Annotated in this window: 12 protein-coding genes; 5 read left to right on the forward strand and 7 right to left on the reverse strand. The window is 63.4% G+C overall.

Annotated elements, in window-relative coordinates:
• Positions 1-64 precede the first annotated feature (64 nt).
• Positions 65-760 carry an ABC transporter ATP-binding protein gene (locus VLU25_16815; GenBank protein HSR69595.1) on the reverse strand — a complete coding sequence of 232 codons (696 nt, stop codon included), beginning with the start codon at positions 758-760 and terminating at the stop codon, positions 65-67.
• Between the two features lie 306 nt (positions 761-1,066).
• Here VLU25_16815 and VLU25_16820 point away from each other — a divergent pair, with 306 nt between their 5' ends.
• The 3 genes from VLU25_16820 to VLU25_16830 all read left to right on the forward strand — a co-directional run bounded on the left by VLU25_16820 (position 1,067) and on the right by VLU25_16830 (position 6,332).
• The gene (locus VLU25_16820; GenBank protein ID HSR69596.1) at positions 1,067-3,562 is read left to right on the forward strand and encodes a zinc-dependent metalloprotease; all 2,496 of its coding nucleotides are present in this window, start codon (positions 1,067-1,069) and stop codon (positions 3,560-3,562) included.
• A gap of 16 nt (positions 3,563-3,578) precedes the next feature.
• Entirely contained in the window at positions 3,579-4,658 is a 1,080-nt protein-coding gene (locus VLU25_16825; GenBank protein HSR69597.1) for a homoserine dehydrogenase, read from the forward strand.
• A gap of 405 nt (positions 4,659-5,063) precedes the next feature.
• Entirely contained in the window at positions 5,064-6,332 is a 1,269-nt protein-coding gene (locus VLU25_16830; protein HSR69598.1) for a mechanosensitive ion channel domain-containing protein, read from the forward strand.
• Between the two features lie 59 nt (positions 6,333-6,391).
• On the opposite strand, the gene hemQ is transcribed toward VLU25_16830, so the two are convergent.
• From hemQ to VLU25_16855, 5 genes are all read right to left on the reverse strand, one after another.
• Positions 6,392-7,225 carry a hydrogen peroxide-dependent heme synthase gene (hemQ, locus tag VLU25_16835; protein HSR69599.1) on the reverse strand — a complete coding sequence of 278 codons (834 nt, stop codon included), beginning with the start codon at positions 7,223-7,225 and terminating at the stop codon, positions 6,392-6,394.
• A gap of 119 nt (positions 7,226-7,344) precedes the next feature.
• Positions 7,345-10,008, reverse strand: a complete 2,664-nt coding sequence (locus tag VLU25_16840; protein ID HSR69600.1) for a PIG-L family deacetylase — start codon at positions 10,006-10,008, stop codon at positions 7,345-7,347.
• A gap of 69 nt (positions 10,009-10,077) precedes the next feature.
• A complete protein-coding gene (locus tag VLU25_16845) occupies positions 10,078-10,263 on the reverse strand; it encodes a hypothetical protein (GenBank protein ID HSR69601.1) in 186 nt (61 codons plus the stop codon).
• 741 nt (positions 10,264-11,004) lie between these two features.
• Entirely contained in the window at positions 11,005-11,865 is an 861-nt protein-coding gene (gene rsmI / locus VLU25_16850; GenBank protein HSR69602.1) for a 16S rRNA (cytidine(1402)-2'-O)-methyltransferase, read from the reverse strand.
• A 20-nt stretch (positions 11,866-11,885) separates the two neighbouring features.
• Complete coding sequence (locus VLU25_16855; protein HSR69603.1) at positions 11,886-12,587, reverse strand: hypothetical protein; 702 nt, start codon at positions 12,585-12,587, stop codon at positions 11,886-11,888.
• A 171-nt stretch (positions 12,588-12,758) separates the two neighbouring features.
• Between VLU25_16855 and VLU25_16860 the strand changes: the two genes are divergently transcribed.
• Positions 12,759-15,308: a prolyl oligopeptidase family serine peptidase gene (locus tag VLU25_16860; GenBank protein HSR69604.1), complete on the forward strand. Its 2,550-nt coding sequence runs from the start codon at positions 12,759-12,761 to the stop codon at positions 15,306-15,308.
• Positions 15,309-15,315: 7 nt separating this feature from the next.
• A complete protein-coding gene (gene bcp, locus VLU25_16865; GenBank protein HSR69605.1) occupies positions 15,316-15,783 on the forward strand; it encodes a thioredoxin-dependent thiol peroxidase in 468 nt (155 codons plus the stop codon).
• Positions 15,784-15,878: 95 nt separating this feature from the next.
• Here bcp and VLU25_16870 read toward each other — a convergent pair whose 3' ends face one another.
• Positions 15,879-16,661: a FliA/WhiG family RNA polymerase sigma factor gene (locus VLU25_16870; protein HSR69606.1), complete on the reverse strand. Its 783-nt coding sequence runs from the start codon at positions 16,659-16,661 to the stop codon at positions 15,879-15,881.
• Between the last annotated feature and the right edge of the window lie 171 nt (positions 16,662-16,832).

Consider the following 16,832-nt stretch of genomic DNA (forward strand, 5'->3'; position numbering starts at 1 on the left):
CCTTCTCTTTCTCCGAACGGCCTCCCACCCGCCGGCCGACAACCTGCTTCTTGAAAGGCGGCCGCTAAGCGACCTGCTCGGCCTCTTCGGCCACTTTGCCGTCGAAGAGGTGAATGTTCCGCTGTGCGTAGTCGGCGTAACGGGGATCGTGGGTCACCATGCAGATGGTGGCGCCCTCTTCGTGCAGCTCGCCCAGCAGTTCCATCACGGCGGCGCCGTTTCTGGAATCGAGGTTTCCAGTGGGCTCGTCAGCCAGCAGGATGGAGGGCCGTCCCACGAGAGCGCGAGCCACGGCCACGCGCTGCTGCTGTCCGCCCGAGAGCTGGGAGGGATAGTGCTTTTGGCGATGAGCCATTCCCACCCGCTGCAGAGCCGTCTCCACCGCGACCTTGCGCTCTGATGAAGGCATGCGCCTGTAGGTCAGGGGGAGTTCGACGTTTTCATAAACCGTCAGGTCCCCGATCAGGTTGAAGTTCTGAAAAATAAACCCGACTTCGCGGTTGCGGATGCGGGCCCGGTCGGAGAGGCTCAGGTCTTGAACTTCGGTCTGGTTGAGCCAGTACTCTCCTTCGGTGGGCGAATCCAGAAGTCCCAGAATGGACAGCAAGGTGGACTTCCCACATCCCGAAGGGCCGGTCACGGCCACGAACTCGCCTTGCTTGATTTCAAGGTGGATGCCCGAGAGGGCGTGGGTTTCAACTTCGTCGGTGTAAAACACCTTGGTGACGCTGCTCAGAAACAATAGGGGTCGCTCGCTCATAATGGATTTCTCCTCCTCATAGACAGGGTTCCGGAGACGTTAGACGGCTCATGAGGGCAAACGGTTGGTGGGGGCCATCGGCTTTCTGCAACCGCCCTCGCCCCTACTTCGCCGCCGCGCCGGTCTCTGTCAGCAAGCATTACGTGAGGCTGCAAAGAAAAGTTCACTGCTCCCGGAAAGCGAATCGGCAGCGCTGCATTTTCGTCGGCAGGACTCAGCGTCTATACTCAACCTCCGAAAGACAGGAGGAAAGAAACGATGGCCTACCGGATCGTCTATTCAGCATGGTTGAGCAGCTTGTGGTTGATGGCGTGGGCAGTTCAGGCGCCCGCGCTGCAGGCTCAAGACTCGGCCTCCAAGCCCTCCATCGCCTCTAAGACCGAGGGGATGGAGAAGATGGAGGGATTCTTCACCGTCTACTGGGACGAAGACCAGGGCAAGGCGTGGATGGAAATCGGTCCCCAGCAGATGGGGAGCGAGTTCCTCTATGTCGAGTCGCTGAGTTCCGGGCTGGGGTCGAATCCGGTGGGATTGGACCGCGGTCAACTGGGAGGCGAAAAAGTCGTTCGCTTTCAGCGCATGGGACCCAAGATACTGCTGATCCAGCCTAACTTGCGCTACCGGGCCGTGACCCAGAACCAGGCCGAGCAGAGGGCCGTGGAGCAATCCTTCGCCACCTCGGTGCTGTGGGGCGCCACGGCGGCGGCGGAAAGCGACGGCCGCCTGCTGGTCGACCTGACGCCCTTCCTGCTGCGCGACGCCCACGACGTGACAGGACGCCTGCGCCAATCGCGCCAGGGCAACTACCGCCTCGACGAGTCGCGCAGCGCCCTCAACCGGGCCCGCACCAAGAACTTTCCCGACAACAGCGAGTTCGACGTCTTGCTGACCTTCTCGACCGACGGCGACCCGGGACGCCTGGTGTCTGAAGTCACGCCCACTCCCGAGGCGGTTTCGCTGCACCAGCACTACTCTTTCATCCGCCTGCCCGACGACGGCTACCGGCCCCGCCGCCACGATCCGCGGGCGGCAACCATTTCCACCACCCTGGCCGACTACGCGGCACCCCTGGACGCACCGCTGGAAAAGCGCTGGGCCTTGCGTCACCGCCTGCACAAGAAGAACCCGGGGTCCGTGAGTTCAGAACCTGTCGAGCCGATCGTCTACTACGTCGATCCCGGTGCTCCTCCGGCCATCCGTCAGGCCCTGGTGGAGGGCGCCAGTTGGTGGAACCAGGCCTTCCAGGCGGCCGGCTACCGTAACGCCTTCCAGGTGAAGATCCTGCCCGAGGACGCCGATCCCATGGACGTCCGCTACAACGTCATCCAATGGGTCCACCGCTCCACCCGCGGATGGTCCTACGGGAGTTCGGTCAGCGATCCGCGCACGGGCGAGATTCTCAAGGGCCACGTGACGCTGGGTTCGCTGCGGGTACGGCAGGACCGCCTCATCATGGAGGGCCTGCGTCCCGAGACGGCCTCGGCCAGCACGCTCGATCCGCACTGCCGGGCGGGCCTCTTCCCCTCCCTCGAGTTTTTGGCCCAACTGGACGAAGATGCAGAGCCGGTGGACGTGGCCCTGGCCCGCATCCGCCAGCTTTCGGCCCACGAGGTGGGTCACACCCTCGGATTCGCCCACAACTTCGCCGCCAGCACCTATGCCGGACGGGCCTCGGTGATGGACTATCCCGCCCCTTTGATCAATGTGCGCGACGACGGCTCGCTCGACTTTTCCCAGGCCTACGCAGTAGGCATCGGCGAGTGGGACAAGGTGGCCGTCCGTTATGCCTACAGCCACTTCCCCGAGGAGGCCGATGAAGAGGCCGAGCTGGAGGCCATCATTCAAGAAGCCGTAGGAAACCGTTATCTCTTCATCAGCGACGCCGACGCCCGTCCGCCTTCAGCCGCCCACCCGCTGGCCAACCTCTGGGACAACGGCAGCGACCCGGTGGAGGAGCTCGATCACATAATGCGCGTCCGCCGCATCGCCCTCGACGCCTTCGGACCCGGCAACCTGGCCGAGGGAGAACCGCTGGCCCTGCTTCAGGACACCCTGGTGCCGGTTTACCTCTACCACCGCTATCAGGTCGAGGCCACCGCCAAGGTGCTGGGAGGCGCCTACTACACCTACGCTCTCAAGGGAGACGGGCAGCCGGGACTCAGTTGGGTGCCGCCCGACAGGCAGAGAAAGGCCCTGCAGGCCCTGCTGGAAACGCTGCAACCCTCGCATCTGGCCATCGATCCCTCGCTGCTGCAGCATCTGCCGCCGCTTCCGCTGGGGTACTTCGACGCCCGCGAACGATTCGACGGCCGCAGCGGACGGCTCTTCGACCCCGTGGGCGCCGCACGCATCGCCGCCGACATGACCCTCTCAGGACTGCTGCAGCATCAGCGCGCCGCGCGTCTCGAGTCCTCACACGCCATCGACCCCCAACATCCCGACCTGGGGGAAGTCCTGGACGCCGTCTTCGCCGCCACCTGGCAAGCCCAGACGCCTTCCGATCCCTGGCAGGCGCTGATCAAGCAGGAGGTCGAGCAGGCCGCCGTCGACCACGCCATCCAACTGGCCTCCCACAGCCGGGCGGCGCCCTCGGTGACGGCGGCCGCCACGGCCAAGCTGAAGGAGTGGAAGTCGGGGCTGGAGGAGTTGGCCCTGAGCGCCTCCGGACGCCGGGCAGCCCACTTCGACTATGCCTCCCAGCGCATCCAGCGCTTCCTGGACCGTCCGGCGCCGGCCGCCTCCCAGCCCGACGCCCTCTCCCCGCCCCCCGGCAGCCCCATCGGCAGCAGCGGGAACCAGTGAGCGGCGCAGGTTTGCCATGAAGACCATGCGTCTGCAGTTGCTGGGACTCGGCGGAGTGGGACGGACCCTCATGGAGCAGGTCCTGGAGAGCCGCTCCTTTCACCTGCAGCACCTCGGCTTGCGCCTCGAAATGGCGGCGATCTGCGATTCCAGCGGCACGCTCGCCGCACCCTCGGACGCGGCGCTCGAGAAGGCCATCGAATCAAAGCGGCAGGGCCGGTCTCTGGCCGACTTGAAGGGCGGCAGAAAGGATGATCCGCTGGAGCTGCTGCGGGGGCTGGCCGCCCCCGACCTGATCGCCGTCGACTGCACCGCCGGCGAGGACACCGGTCCGGCGCTGGCTGAAGCTTTGGAAAGAGGCGCCGGCGTGGTTCTGGCCAACAAAAAGCCCCTCACCGGTCCGCTCGATCTCTACCGCCGCCTCACTCCCCCCGGCGGACGCAGCCGCTGGGAATCGACGGTGGCATCAGGCGTCCCCGTCATCGCCACCCTCAACCGGCTGAGAGCCGGCAACGACCGCATCGAGCGCATCCAAGGCGCCACCAGCGGTACCCTGGGACGCCTGATGACGGGCCTGCAACAAGGCCGTCCTTTCAGCCGCCTGGTTCAGGAAGCTCATCGCCAGGGCGCCACCGAGCCCGATCCGCGCGACGACCTGGGCGGACGCGACGTGGCCCGCAAAGCCCTCATCCTGGCCCGCGGCATGGGACTCGCCCTCGACCTGGAAGACGTCCAGGTGGAAAGCCTCTACCCGGCCCACCTCGACACCCTCTCGATAGACGAGTTCCTCGACGCTCTGCAGCCTCTGGACAGCGACTACGCCCGCCGCTCCCAGGAGGCGCTAAAAAACGGCCACACGCTTCGCTACATGCTCTCCGTAACCCCCGGCGAAGTCCGCGCCGGACTCAGCGCGGTGCCGCTCGACAGTCCTCTGGCGCGACTGCGGGGAAACGACAACCTGATCGAGTTCCACACCCGCCACTACCCCGACTCTCCCCTCTTGCTGCAAGGCCGCGGCAACGGCCTCCAGGCCACCGCCAACGGCACCCTATCCGACATCATCGAACTGTGCCGGCCTTCCATTGCATCCTGGTAGCATAGTGCGTCAAAAGTTTTAGCCATCCTGTCGCGTTATTCCACGCTTTCAGCGTTCGGGCCTCTTGCCAAGCAGACCCAGGGTGACGCCCTTGCCGCGCTCCGCTCGCAGCGGGCTTTACCCTGGGCTAGGCGAATTCCTCCCCTTCGGGGATCTTGATCTTCGCCATTCGCTCTTCAGACGTCTTCCGTCGCCAGCTCGGAGGTTTCCAAAGAAAAACACTTGACTTTCGACACGCTGCCTGCTCGTCGAAACCCGCCTATCCACGCTTCTATGGGTGGGACAAAAAAACGCCCTGGCTCAACACCCTTGACGCGTAGCACCAGCCCCCGAAACACCTTGGCGAAGGAGGGCCTGCCCTCCGTAGCCTTGGCGAAGAAGGGACGCTTCGATACACTGCGCGGCATGGTTGAGAGCTTAGTGCAGTGGATCATGGAGCAAGGAGTCGATGCTCGGTCGGCTGAATACATCGCAATCGGCACGGCCACGGCAGCCATTCTGCTGGTGGCCTTCATCGCCGACCGCATAGCCAAGGGCATCATCCTGGTGGCCGTTCATCGGCTTATCCTGCGCACCAGTACCGACTGGGATGACGTGCTGGTGGACCGCAAGGTTTTCGTCGTCCTCTCCCACCTGGCGCCGGCCGCGGTCCTCTACTGGGGCTTCCATAGCCTGTTTCCCGAGTCGGAAGGGCTGCTCAGAGTGGTCGAGAGAGTAGTCCTGGCCTACATGATGCTGGTCGGCTTCTTCGTGGCGGCGCGCTTTCTGGATGCCGTCAACGACGTCTACAGCCGCCAGGACATGGCCCGCAAACGTCCCATCAAGGGCTACCTCCAGGCCATCAAGATCGGCCTCTTCCTGGTGGCGGCCATCCTGGTGATGGCCACCCTCTTCAACCAGCCCGTTCTGGGGCTCTTCAGCCTCCTCGGCGGACTCACCGCGGTGCTCCTGCTGGTCTTCCGCGACACCATCCTGGGATTCGTGGCCAGCATCTGGCTCACCAACAACGACATGGTGCGCAAGGGCGACTGGATCTCCATGCCCAAGTACGACGCCGACGGAGACGTGGTCGACATCACCATTCACACCGTCAAGGTGCAGAACTGGGACAAGACCTACACCACCATTCCCACCTACGCCCTCATCTCGGACGCCTTCACCAACTGGCGGGGAATGCAGGAATCAGGAGGCCGGCGCATCAAGCGCTCCATCAACATCGACATGAACTCGGTGACCTTTTGCGATGACGAAATGGTGGAACGGCTGAAGAAAATCGACGCCTTGAGAGAATACCTGGCAAGCAAGAGCGAAGAACTGAAGAAGCACAACGAGAAATACGGCATCGACACCTCGATCAAGGTCAACGGACGCCGCATGACCAACCTGGGCACTTTCCGCGCCTATCTGGGCGAATTCCTCAAGCGCAATCCCTACGTGCATGAAGGCATGACCATGCTGGTGCGCCACCTGGCGCCCACCGCCCAGGGACTGCCCGTCGAGATCTACTGCTTCAGCAACGACCAAGCCTGGGCCAACTACGAGAACATCCAGGCCGACATCTTCGATCACATTCTGGCCGTGATTCCCGAGTTCGGGCTGAGGGTGTTTCAGGAGCCCACGGGGGCTGATTTTCGGGTGCTGAATCAGCACCCAGGGAATGGGGAAGAGGCGTGACCCTCGCTGAAGCTACGGAGGGTTAGCTTAGCCGGCAGCCCGGCTAAGCTTCGGCTAAGCTAAGGCGTCGAGACGGCTTCGGCGGCTTTGATCAGCCCCAGATGGCTGAAGAGCTCGGGGACGCTCATTTCCAGCCCCACGATGAAGTCGCCGAATTCGGCGTAGACGGCGCTGACTTCGTCGTAGCGCATCTCGTAGACGATCTGCTTGAAATAGACGGGATCGTCGGCAAAGAGCGTGACGCCCCATTCCCACTCGTCCAGGCCCACCGAGCCGGTCACCAACTGCTTGACCTTGCCGGCATACTTGCGTCCCGTCACCATGTGGCCGCCCATCAGTTGCTTGCGGCGGTCGAAGTCCAGCGAGTACCAGTTCTGCTCAGGCTCGCGGCGCTTGTTCATGGGATAGAAGCTCATCACCCGGTGAGGAGGAAGCCGGGGATAAAGACGCTCGTCGGTGTAGGCCTTCATGCGGGCCTTATAAGCCTCCATCTTCTCCTTGTACTCGGGCGAATCCGGCTCCAGCCCCTCCTTCTCGCGCAGGTGCTTGCCGTAGTCCTTGTCGCTGGACACGTACTCGGAGATTTCGCTCATGGAGGTGAAGGAATAGACGGGAAGCAGCATGCCCGGCGGCAGAGCCGACAGGAGCTGATTCTCGACCCGGTTGAGGTGCTGCAGGTCGGGATCGACCAGCATCACGCCCACATCGGCCTTGTGTCCCCAAACCGAATAGGCGTGGGCCTGGCAGTCGGAGGAGCGGCGGAACTCCTCCAGCACCTCTTCAAATCGGCTTACGGCCGCCTCTTTCTCGGACTCCTCCAGCAACTCGCTCCACATCATGCGGTCGATGCTGTAGAAAAGATGGAGGACAAACCAACCTTCGTGGGATCGCAACTCTCGGCTCATAGGGCAAATATAGACTTTTGTGGATTTCGGCTCAAGCCGGCGGACGCTTTTCGCGGACCCCGCTTGTGAGTTGGGCGTTAGCCCTCGGGAGTTGGGCGGCAGGCCCTCTAGTCCCCAGCCTGGGGCCGTGCGGCTCGACCCAGCGAGAGGATGTTGGCCCACAGCCGGTAGGCTCCAGGGACGCCGGCCGGCAACTGGCGAAAGAAGGCCAGGCCCACGTGCAGGTAGGTGCCGTCGCCGTAAGGAGCCAGCAATAATCCGCCCCGCTTCACCCCGGCATTGTAGGGCACCGGATCTTCCATCTCGATGAGCGGGGTAAAGGGCTCCTCCCACTGGCCCAGCATGTAGGTGGCGCGCTCCTGCACCCACCCTTCCCAATCGGCCGCAGTGATCACGTTGGGACGATTGAGCAGCGGATGTTGAGGAAGCAGCACCCTGACCGGCGCTTCCTCGACCGAAATGCGGTCGGTGGGACGGTCGATCTTGACGGGATAGGGCGTGAACTGGGCCCGCATGAACTCGTACTTGTTCCACTGCACCACCAGGTGTCCCCCCCGGCGGACGTATTCCAGCAAGCGGTGGTTGTTGGCCACCAGGTCGTCGCGGTTGAGATAGGCGCGCACGCCGGTGACGATGACGTCGAAGCGGTCCAAATCGCCGGCGGCCAGGTCCTGGGCCTCGAGGAAGGTCACGCGGGCCCCCAGTTGACGGGTGGCCTCGGCCACCTCGTCGCCCACGCCCATCACGTATCCCACCTCGAGCTCCTGGGGAAGGCTGACGTCCAGCACCTGCACCTCGGCCTGAGCAGGATGATAGAGATGGCGGGTCTGCACATGAGGATAGGCAATCACCTGATATCCCTGGCTGAAAGTCTTGCCTCCGCTCTCGGCCTGCGCGCTCACAAGGTAACGCCCCTGGGGGGCCGAAGCGGGCGGGCGGACGCTGAAGGAAGCCGTGCGCCGTTCGTTCTCGAAGGTGAAGCTCAAGGAATGCGAACCAGGCTCCACCGTCCAGCCCTGGGGCGCCCTCAGACGCAGGGTGGCCTGGTTGGAGCCGGTCTTGTTGTTCTGCAGCGTGGCCTCGATTTCCTGCACCTGCCCCGATCCCAGCGGAGTGATGCTGATGCTGGGGCCCAAGGAGAGGGAGAGGGCGGGAACCACCTTCACCTCCATGCGGCGTTCCTGCCCCGCCTCGGCGCCGTACCAGCGGTAGTGGACCGGCCGCTCCAGCCAGGCCTCTACGCCGTGGGAGCGGTATTGCAGGCGGGCCAGCAATGGCGGCGGAGCAAAAGGCGCCATGCCCTTGAATCCCCGCTTGAGGCCATAGCGCTCGACGCCGCTCTCCAACTCGTACCAGTAGGGCTGGGACAACTCGGCGTCTTCGGCCGCCGTCACCTGGTAGGCGACCGCTCCCTCGCGATCATCGATGCGCTCCACCCGCCACCCCGCGGGAGCCGAGAGGCTGAGCTGAAAATCCTCCAACAACCCCGAGCGGTCATAGAACTGAACGTCGACTTCCAGCGTCTCGCCTGGCACCACGGTCCCGTCACGGGTGACGTCGGCAAGGGCGTCGAAGTGGAGGAAGTGGCTCTTGGCCGCCGCCTCCAGCAGATCTTGCTCCTCTTCACGCAAGAGAAAGCGGGCCTCCTCCTGATCGGCGGCCCGGCTGGCCTGACGGACTCGATCAAGAGCCTTCATCAAAGCCGCCGACACCTTTTCGAAGTCGGAAGCGGCGTAGGCCTGCCCGGCCTCGTCGATGGCCTCCTGCAAGCCGTCCACGGCCTCAACTAAAGAGGGCTGATAAGCGGTAACGACATCCAGCCCCGTCTCGATTCCCTCAAAGAAATCCTCGCCCTCGGGCTCGGCCTGGTGACCCTCGGCCGTAGCTGCCAGCAGGTAATGAGAGGCAAAGGGGCCGGGACGCGTCAGCATGTTCATACCCTGGCAGCGGTGGCGGGTGCGCGCACGGATGCCGAACTCCACCCAGGTCTCGCCCAACAGACGGTCATAGCGGCCGGTTTCGATGGTGTAGACAGGCGGCGGACCGTTTTTGAAGTCCTCAAGGCGGCGCCTGAAACTGGACTGAAACAAGCGCAGCGGCTGCCAGGGGCGCAGCCCTTCCTGCGAGATCTGCTCTGGAAAACGGGCGGGATCGCCAGCCGCCTGAAAGGCCTCCAGGGCCAGCCGGGCCGACGCCTGGTGGTGCTGGCCGCCGCCTTCGCCTCCCGGATTGAGGGTCAGAATGACGGTGGGGCGGAAGGTGCGGATGGTGCGTACGATGTCGCTCAGGATTTCTTCCTTGCCCCATTTCTCGAACGTCTCTTCCACGCTGAAGGAGTAGCCGAAGTCGATGGCCCGGCTGAAGAACTGGCGGGCCCCGTCGAAACGATGCACCGCCAACAGCTCTTCGCTGCGCAGGACGCCGATGGCCTGAAACAACTCGTCGCCGATCTCGTTTTGGCCGCCGTCCCCCCGCGTCAGGGTCAAGAGCCCGGTCCGCAGGCCCTCCCCGCGTCCCAACCGCACCAGGACGGCATTGTTCTCGTCGTCGGGATGAGCCGTCACGTAAAGCACCGACCCGGTCACGCTCAACTTGCGCAAGGCCAGGCCCAGGCCGTTGACACCCTCATCCTCGGGAAGCGGCTGCAACTGGGCGGCCAGAGGCGGCGCCAGGACCGTCAGGATCAGCAAAACCGCCCCCAGGCGGCCCAAGAGCCGAAGGCGGAAGGAAGAGGGTCGTAGAGTAGAAGGCAAGGCCCAAGGCATCGTCATGTCAACTCCATTGTCGAGGAGGGCGCCTGGCCCGATCCCCGCTGGTTCAGCCCCTGTGCGGCCTGGGGACTAGATCGCTCCAAAGTACTCGTGGTCGTACTCTACGCGGGTGATGTGCTCGCGGCGGGGGCCTCCCAGGTATTGCGGAGCCATCAGCCAGCTAAAGGGCGGGCAGATCAAACAGAGAAAGACCGCCAGGCTGACGAAAAGCCATCCGAAGGCCGATCCCAAGGTCTCTTCCCGCAGGATGAACATGGCGCCACTCATCATACTACGAGTGGGCCAGGAGGCCTCAAACCGAGCCTTAAGACCGACCAAAACGCCCAAACTGTTTTTTGCATCGACACTGATGGGAAGGGTGGTGAAAAAGATTTCCACAAGCCCTCTCGACATCCTGTGAATAAGCTGTGACCGTAGAAATGTAAAGCCGCATCGCCGCGAAACGAAACCCAGCCCGCCCGATCTGCACATTCCCTGTGCAAGCCGAAGGCCTGAAAATTCATTCTTGCTTCACGACCTCTTCAAGATTAAATTGTGGGCCGTCCCAAGAGGTGGACGGGTTAGCCGCCAGCCTCGGGCATCGACTCGCAGCGGGTTGGGATTGCATTGGTTGGTTCCAAGGCAGAAGCCCGAAGCGAGAAGTGGAAGATCGCATAAAAGCGGTTCGCCGCTTTTGATCTCCGCGACCTAGCGAAGCTACAACCGAGTTATTATCCTGCGGCTCGGAATTAAGGCCTCGCCAGGGACGAAGTGCCCGCAGGCGACGCCTCTATCAGCGGGACCGATTCCGCTAACAGCTTCTGGAGTTCGCTCCAGAGAGTCAGGAGAACCCCCGCTGATACGGAAGCGGCGGTCGGCCTGAACTTCGGACGGTTCCTTCGGGAGCCCCCGAAGCCAAGTCGATGCAGCGCTTTCGACCGGGAGATCATGAAATCGGGACGTCTTAGGGTGCCCCGAAAGCGAGGGATCTCCGCGGCAGCAAGCGGGCGGTTCGGCCTAGACATCACTTGGGACGTTTTTTTTTCGGCGGTGAACCTTGCGATAGAGGCGGCCCCTCGGGATTCCCAATTCCTGAGCCGCCTGGCGAACGGCGTCGGCGCGGGAAAGCCCCCGCAACCGCTGCAGTCCTTCCACGTAAGCTTCGGCGTCCAGATGCGGCTCCGACTCCCCAGCGCCGCTAGCCCCTTCCACCAGCAGCGTGTATTCGCCCCGTGGAGTCTCGGCCTGCAACGATCCGATGATGTCGCCGAGGGTCCCCAGGTAGTGGGTCTCGTGCAGCTTGGTCAGTTCCCGCGCCAGGAAAGCTCGGCGCTCGCCCAGTACCTCTCTCATGCGTTTCAAGGTGGAGGCCAGCTTGTGAGGAGAGAGATAGAAGATGAGCAGCACCTCTTGAGCCGCCAGTTCCTCGAAGAAGCGTCGCTGTGCGGTAGCCTTGGGGGGAGGGAATCCGGCGAAAAGAAAACGGTCGCAGGGGAGTCCGCTGACCGAGAGGGCGGCCACCGCCGCCGAGGGGCCGGGAATGGGAACCACTTCGATCCCGGCCTGACGGCAAGCCCTCACCAGGCGGTAGCCCGGATCGGAAAGCAGAGGCGTGCCGGCGTCCGAAACCAGGGCGCCGCTCTGCCCGTCCTGCAAGCGCCGCAGCAGTTGAGGCGTGCGCTCCTCCTCGTTGTGTTCGTGGTAGCTGATGAGCGGACGCCCCTGACGGTCCACTCCCAGATGCTCGAGGAGGCGGCCGCTGCGGCGGGTGTCTTCGCAGGCGATCCAATCCGTCTCTTGCAGGACGCGCCGGGCCCGCGGCGACAAGTCTTCGAGGTTGCCCAGGGGGGTGGCCACCACGTAGAGGGATTGGGCCATGCGATTCTCCTCGGGGACGCCTACTTGACGAAATCGAGGCGTCCGGCCCGGGTCAGCGTCTTAACGGCGTCCAGCTTGGCCTCGGGCAGAGCTCCGGGAAGATCGCCGTCAGCCACCTGAATGCGAAAACTCAGATCTTTGTAGCTCTTGCCTTTGAGCCCCAGTTCCTTCCAGCGGAAGAGCCACTCCATCGTGACCTTTTCCTCTTCGGCCACCACCGAGATCAAGGGAGGGCTGGATGCCATTTCCAGCCGTTCCTTGCCGATGCGGCGAGCCCATGAGAAGGGTCCGCGGCCCTCGGCCCGAGGCGAAATCCAGGCGTAGTAATTGTAATTCTTGCGGCTCAGCTCAAGGTTGAGGTTGTCGTAAAAGACCATGCGGATGCGGCGGCGTCCCTGGGGAGAGATCCAAACCGCCTCCTGGCGGGGTATGTCGAGCACGTCCCATTGATCGTCCTGCCACTGCACCGCCATGTAGAGCCCCTGCTTGTCCCACACGGCGCGCACCTCGACCCTGAGATCGTTTTCCGCGAAACTTCCCTCGCTTCGGACGCCGGAAGCCCCCGGCGTCAGGAGCAGCGGTTCAACGCCCTGCCATTCGTCGAGGCGCCCGTCCATCTGCACAAACCCCTCATTGACCCGGGAGATGGTCCAGGTCTGTGCGTCGAGTTGAGAACTCATCCACGCTGCCGCCAGCAACAACCAAAACATTCGATTGAGCATGCCTTCTTTGTACCAGAAGCGGCCCCTGGCTGCGGCCTCGATACCAGGACAACGGGTCCTGCCGGGGGCAGGCTCCCGGTGCCTGGCCGGCGCTTGGCGCGGGGAAAACGGCTTGCGTATACTGAGGGACCGATAGAGAAAACCCATGGCGGGATATTCCTGGAGGAAAAGATGCCTAAGCGCAGTTGGCTATTGATCGTTCTTTTGGCTTGTGTGACGGTGGGGACCGCACTGGCTCAGGACCCCGAAAACTACCGGATGCCGCCAGCCGAAGTGGTCGACATTCTGGATCATCCGCCCACGCCTTATGTCAGCGTCTCGCCTGACCACCGCTGGGTGTTGCTGCTGCACCGCGCCAGCATGCCCTCCATCGAAGAGGTGTCGCGTCCTATCCTGCGCCTGGCGGGAATGCGCTTCGATCCCTCCACCAACGGATCGATCATCGCCCGCAGTCCCCTCATCACCCGCTTGACCTTCAAGCACATCTCCCAGGGCGGGCGCGTCCCCATTCTGCTGGACAGCAAGCAGGGACGCCTGGGATTCGCCTCCTGGTCTCCCGACGGCAGCCGCATCGCCTTCACCCGCACCACCAGCCAAGGCATTGAACTGTGGGCCGCCGAGGTCCCCCAGGAAGTGCCCAGCGACGAGGCCCGTCAGAGAAGGGGAGACGAGCAAGGCGATGGAGACGAGGATGAGGCGCAGGAAGAGGATGAAGAAGATCCCACCATACCGCCGGTGCAAGCCCGCCGCCTGGGCCATGCCCATCTCAACGCCATCATGGGGTTTCCCTGCACCTGGGCCACCGATTCGGCCTCCTTGCTGTGCCGCTTCGTGCCCGAGGACAGGGGTGCGCCGCCGCTGCCGCCCCAGGTTCCTTCCGGCCCGGTTGTGCTGGAATCGGACGAGGGCAAGAGCCAGGTGCGCACCTATCAGGACTTGCTGGAAGACCGCCACGACGAAGAACTCTTCGCCCACTACGTGAGCTCGCGACTCTACTGGGTGGACGTCTCCGACGGGAGGCGCCGGCCGCTGGGGGAAGCCGCTCTCTACGACTCAGTTCGCATCTCTCCCGACGGACGTTTTCTGCTGGTGGAGCGCATCACCCCTCCCTTCTCGCGTTCCGTGCCCCACTACTATTTTCCCCGCTCCTTCGAGGTGTGGGACCGGGACGGCCGACTGGTTCATGAAGTGGCCCGCCTCCCCCTTCACGATCAAGTCCCCATCGGAGGCGTCCCCACCGGGCCCCGCAACATAAGCTGGGCGGAAGCGCAGCCCGCCACCCTCTCCTGGAGGGAGGCGCTGGACGGAGGCAACCCCCGCAGCGAAGCCGAGCACCGCGACAAGCTCATGCTGCTGGACGCGCCCTTCCAGGATCAGCCCCGCGAGATGCTGCGGACTGAGGAACGCACCCGCGGCTGGGACTGGACGCAAACGGGAGCGGCGCTGGTGACCGAGATGAACCGGCGCAAGCAGTTCATCCGTTCCTGGCTGGCGGAACCCGGCCAGGACGGCCGGTGGAACCTGACCAAGCTGGACGAAAGGGGACTCTACGACGCCTACGCCGATCCCGGAGATCCAGTATCGGCACCCACCGAAAGCGGCCACTCGCTCATCATTCAGCAGGGCGACTGGATACTGCTGTCGGGGCGAGGCGCTTCGCCTCAGGGCGACCGTCCCTTCCTCGACCGCTACAACGTCCGCAGCCAGGAAAAGCAGCGCCTCTTTCAGTCGGGGCCGGGAACCTACGAGACGGTTTCAGAAGTGCTCGACCCGCAGGGGACGCGCATCATCACCCGGCTGGAAACGCCTACCGATCCGCCCAACTACCTGCTGCGCAACCTCGAGAGCGGACGCAGCCACGCCATCACCGCCTTCACCGATCCCGCCCCCCAATTGCGCCAGGTCAAGAAACAGCTCGTCACCTACGCCCGGGCCGACGGAATCGAACTCTCGGGCACCCTCTACCTGCCCGCCGGATACCAGCAAGGCACCCGCCTGCCGGTCGTGATGTGGGCCTACCCGCGTGAATACAACGACCCCGACATCGCCGGTCAAGTGCGGGGATCGACCAACCGTTTCACCAACTTCCGCGGGCCCAGCCACCTCTTTTTCCTGACCCAGGGCTATGCCGTGCTGGACGGCCCGGCCATGCCCGTGGTGGGCGAAGAGGGCAACGACACCTTCGTCGAGCAGTTGGTGATGAATGCCGAAGCGGCCATCGACAAGCTGGTCGAGATGGGCGTGGCCGATCCTGACCGCATCGGAATCGGCGGACACAGCTACGGCGCCTTCATGACCGCCAACCTGCTGGCTCATTCCGACCTCTTCCGGGCCGGAATCGCCCGCTCGGGCGCCTACAACCGCACCTTGACGCCTTTCGGATTCCAGAACGAGCGGCGCACCTTCTGGGAAGCTCCCGAGGTCTACTTCTCGATGTCTCCCTTCATGCACGCCCACAAGCTGGACGAGCCCATCCTGCTCATCCACGGCCAGGCCGACAACAACTCGGGCACCTTCCCCATCCAGTCCGAGCGTCTCTACCACGCCCTCAACGGACTGGGAGGCACGGCACGGCTGGTCATGCTGCCCAACGAATCGCATGGCTACCGGGCCCGCGAATCGGTGCTGCATGCCGTAGCCGAGATGATCGACTGGTTCGACCACTACGTGAAGAACGCCCCCCGCCGCGTCTTCTCGGAGGAAACCCAGAGCCGCGACTAGGAGAAATATGAGCGAGAAGAGACTCAAAGAAGGCGACAAGGCCCCTGACTTCAAGGCCACCACCGATGAGGGCCGGGAACTGAGCCTGTCCGACCTGCGGGGAAAACGCGTGGTGCTTTACTTCTATCCGCGCGACAACACCTCGGGATGCACCAAACAGGCCTGCGCACTGCGCGATGCCTACCCTGAAATCGAAGAGAAAAACGCAGTGGTGCTGGGGGTCAGTCCCGACTCGCAATCCTCTCACGCCAAATTCAGGGACAAGTACGACCTTCCCTTCAGGCTGCTGGTCGATGACGACCATTCCATTGCCCAAGCCTATGGAGTGTGGGCCGAGAAGTCGATGTACGGGCGCAAGTTCATGGGAATCCTGCGCAGCCAGTTCGTCATCGACGAAGAAGGAACCGTCGTGGAGGCGCGCTACAGAATCAGTCCTAAGGATAGCGCCCCTAAGGCCGTGGCGGCGCTGGCTTGAGGAAAGACCCGCCGGGGCATCCGAGCAGTGCCCCGGCAAGTCTCTCTACCCCTACCCTCCCGTCGTGCGGGATACCCCTTTCCAGAAAAATCATTCTAGGCCGTCGCCGCGGGAAAAGTCGCCGAACTCAAGGATTTGGGCAAAAGTTCACGCATCTTGCGCAGAGCCTTGTTGTGAAGCTGCGAGATGCGCGACTGGTGGAGCCCCAAAATATCGCCGATCTCTCTCATCGACAACTCGTCGTGATAGCGCAAAGAAAGAACCAATTGCTCCCGCTCCGGAAGCTTTGAGATCTCGCGCTCGAGGATCTCCCTCACCTGACCTGCATAGCACTCGTGAAAAGGCGTGGGCCGGCTGCTGACCAGTTGACTCTCGCTGACGCTGTCGTCGTCGGACTGGGAGTCCTCATCACAAAGGGACACGTTGCGCGCCGCCAGCCTTTGCACCAGGCCCTGCAACTCGGACACATCCATCCCCATCTCGCCCGCAACTTCCTCCTGCCTCACGGTCCGGCCCCGGAGCTGCTCCAGGCGACGGCGGGTTCGTTCGATCTCCTTGCCCTTCTGGCGCAGCCACTTGGGAAGCGGATCCAACTTGCGCAATCGGTCGAGAATGGCGCCCCGTATGCGGAACTCGGCGTAGGTCTTGAACTGGATCCCCTTGCTCTGGTCGAACTTTTCCAGGGCGTCGACCAGGCCCAGGAAGCCGGCGCTGACGAGTTCGTCCGGTTCAAGGTCGGGACGGTAGCGGACGGCCACGGAGCGGGCGATCAAGCGCACCTGGGGCAGGTGACGGCTGACCCGCTCATTCCAGCAAGAGCCGGCCGCCCCAGGCCCAAATGAGAGATGCCCCTTTAACGCCCTGTTCAGAACTACCATCCGTCCCTACCTTCCTTCGCACCCTGCTGTTCAGCAAAGCCCATGCCAGAAGTCGGGCAGGAAGCCTCCCAATTGTCAAAAAGCCACGAAATACAAGGAGATGTAAGCCATCTGATACAAAACTGGTGGCCGAGCCTAGTGTTTAGAGGCTGAAGAAGCTACTGGATCGAG

Source organism: Acidobacteriota bacterium (assembly GCA_035471785.1).
Classification (GTDB): Bacteria; Acidobacteriota; UBA6911; order RPQK01; family DATIPO01; genus JANQFM01.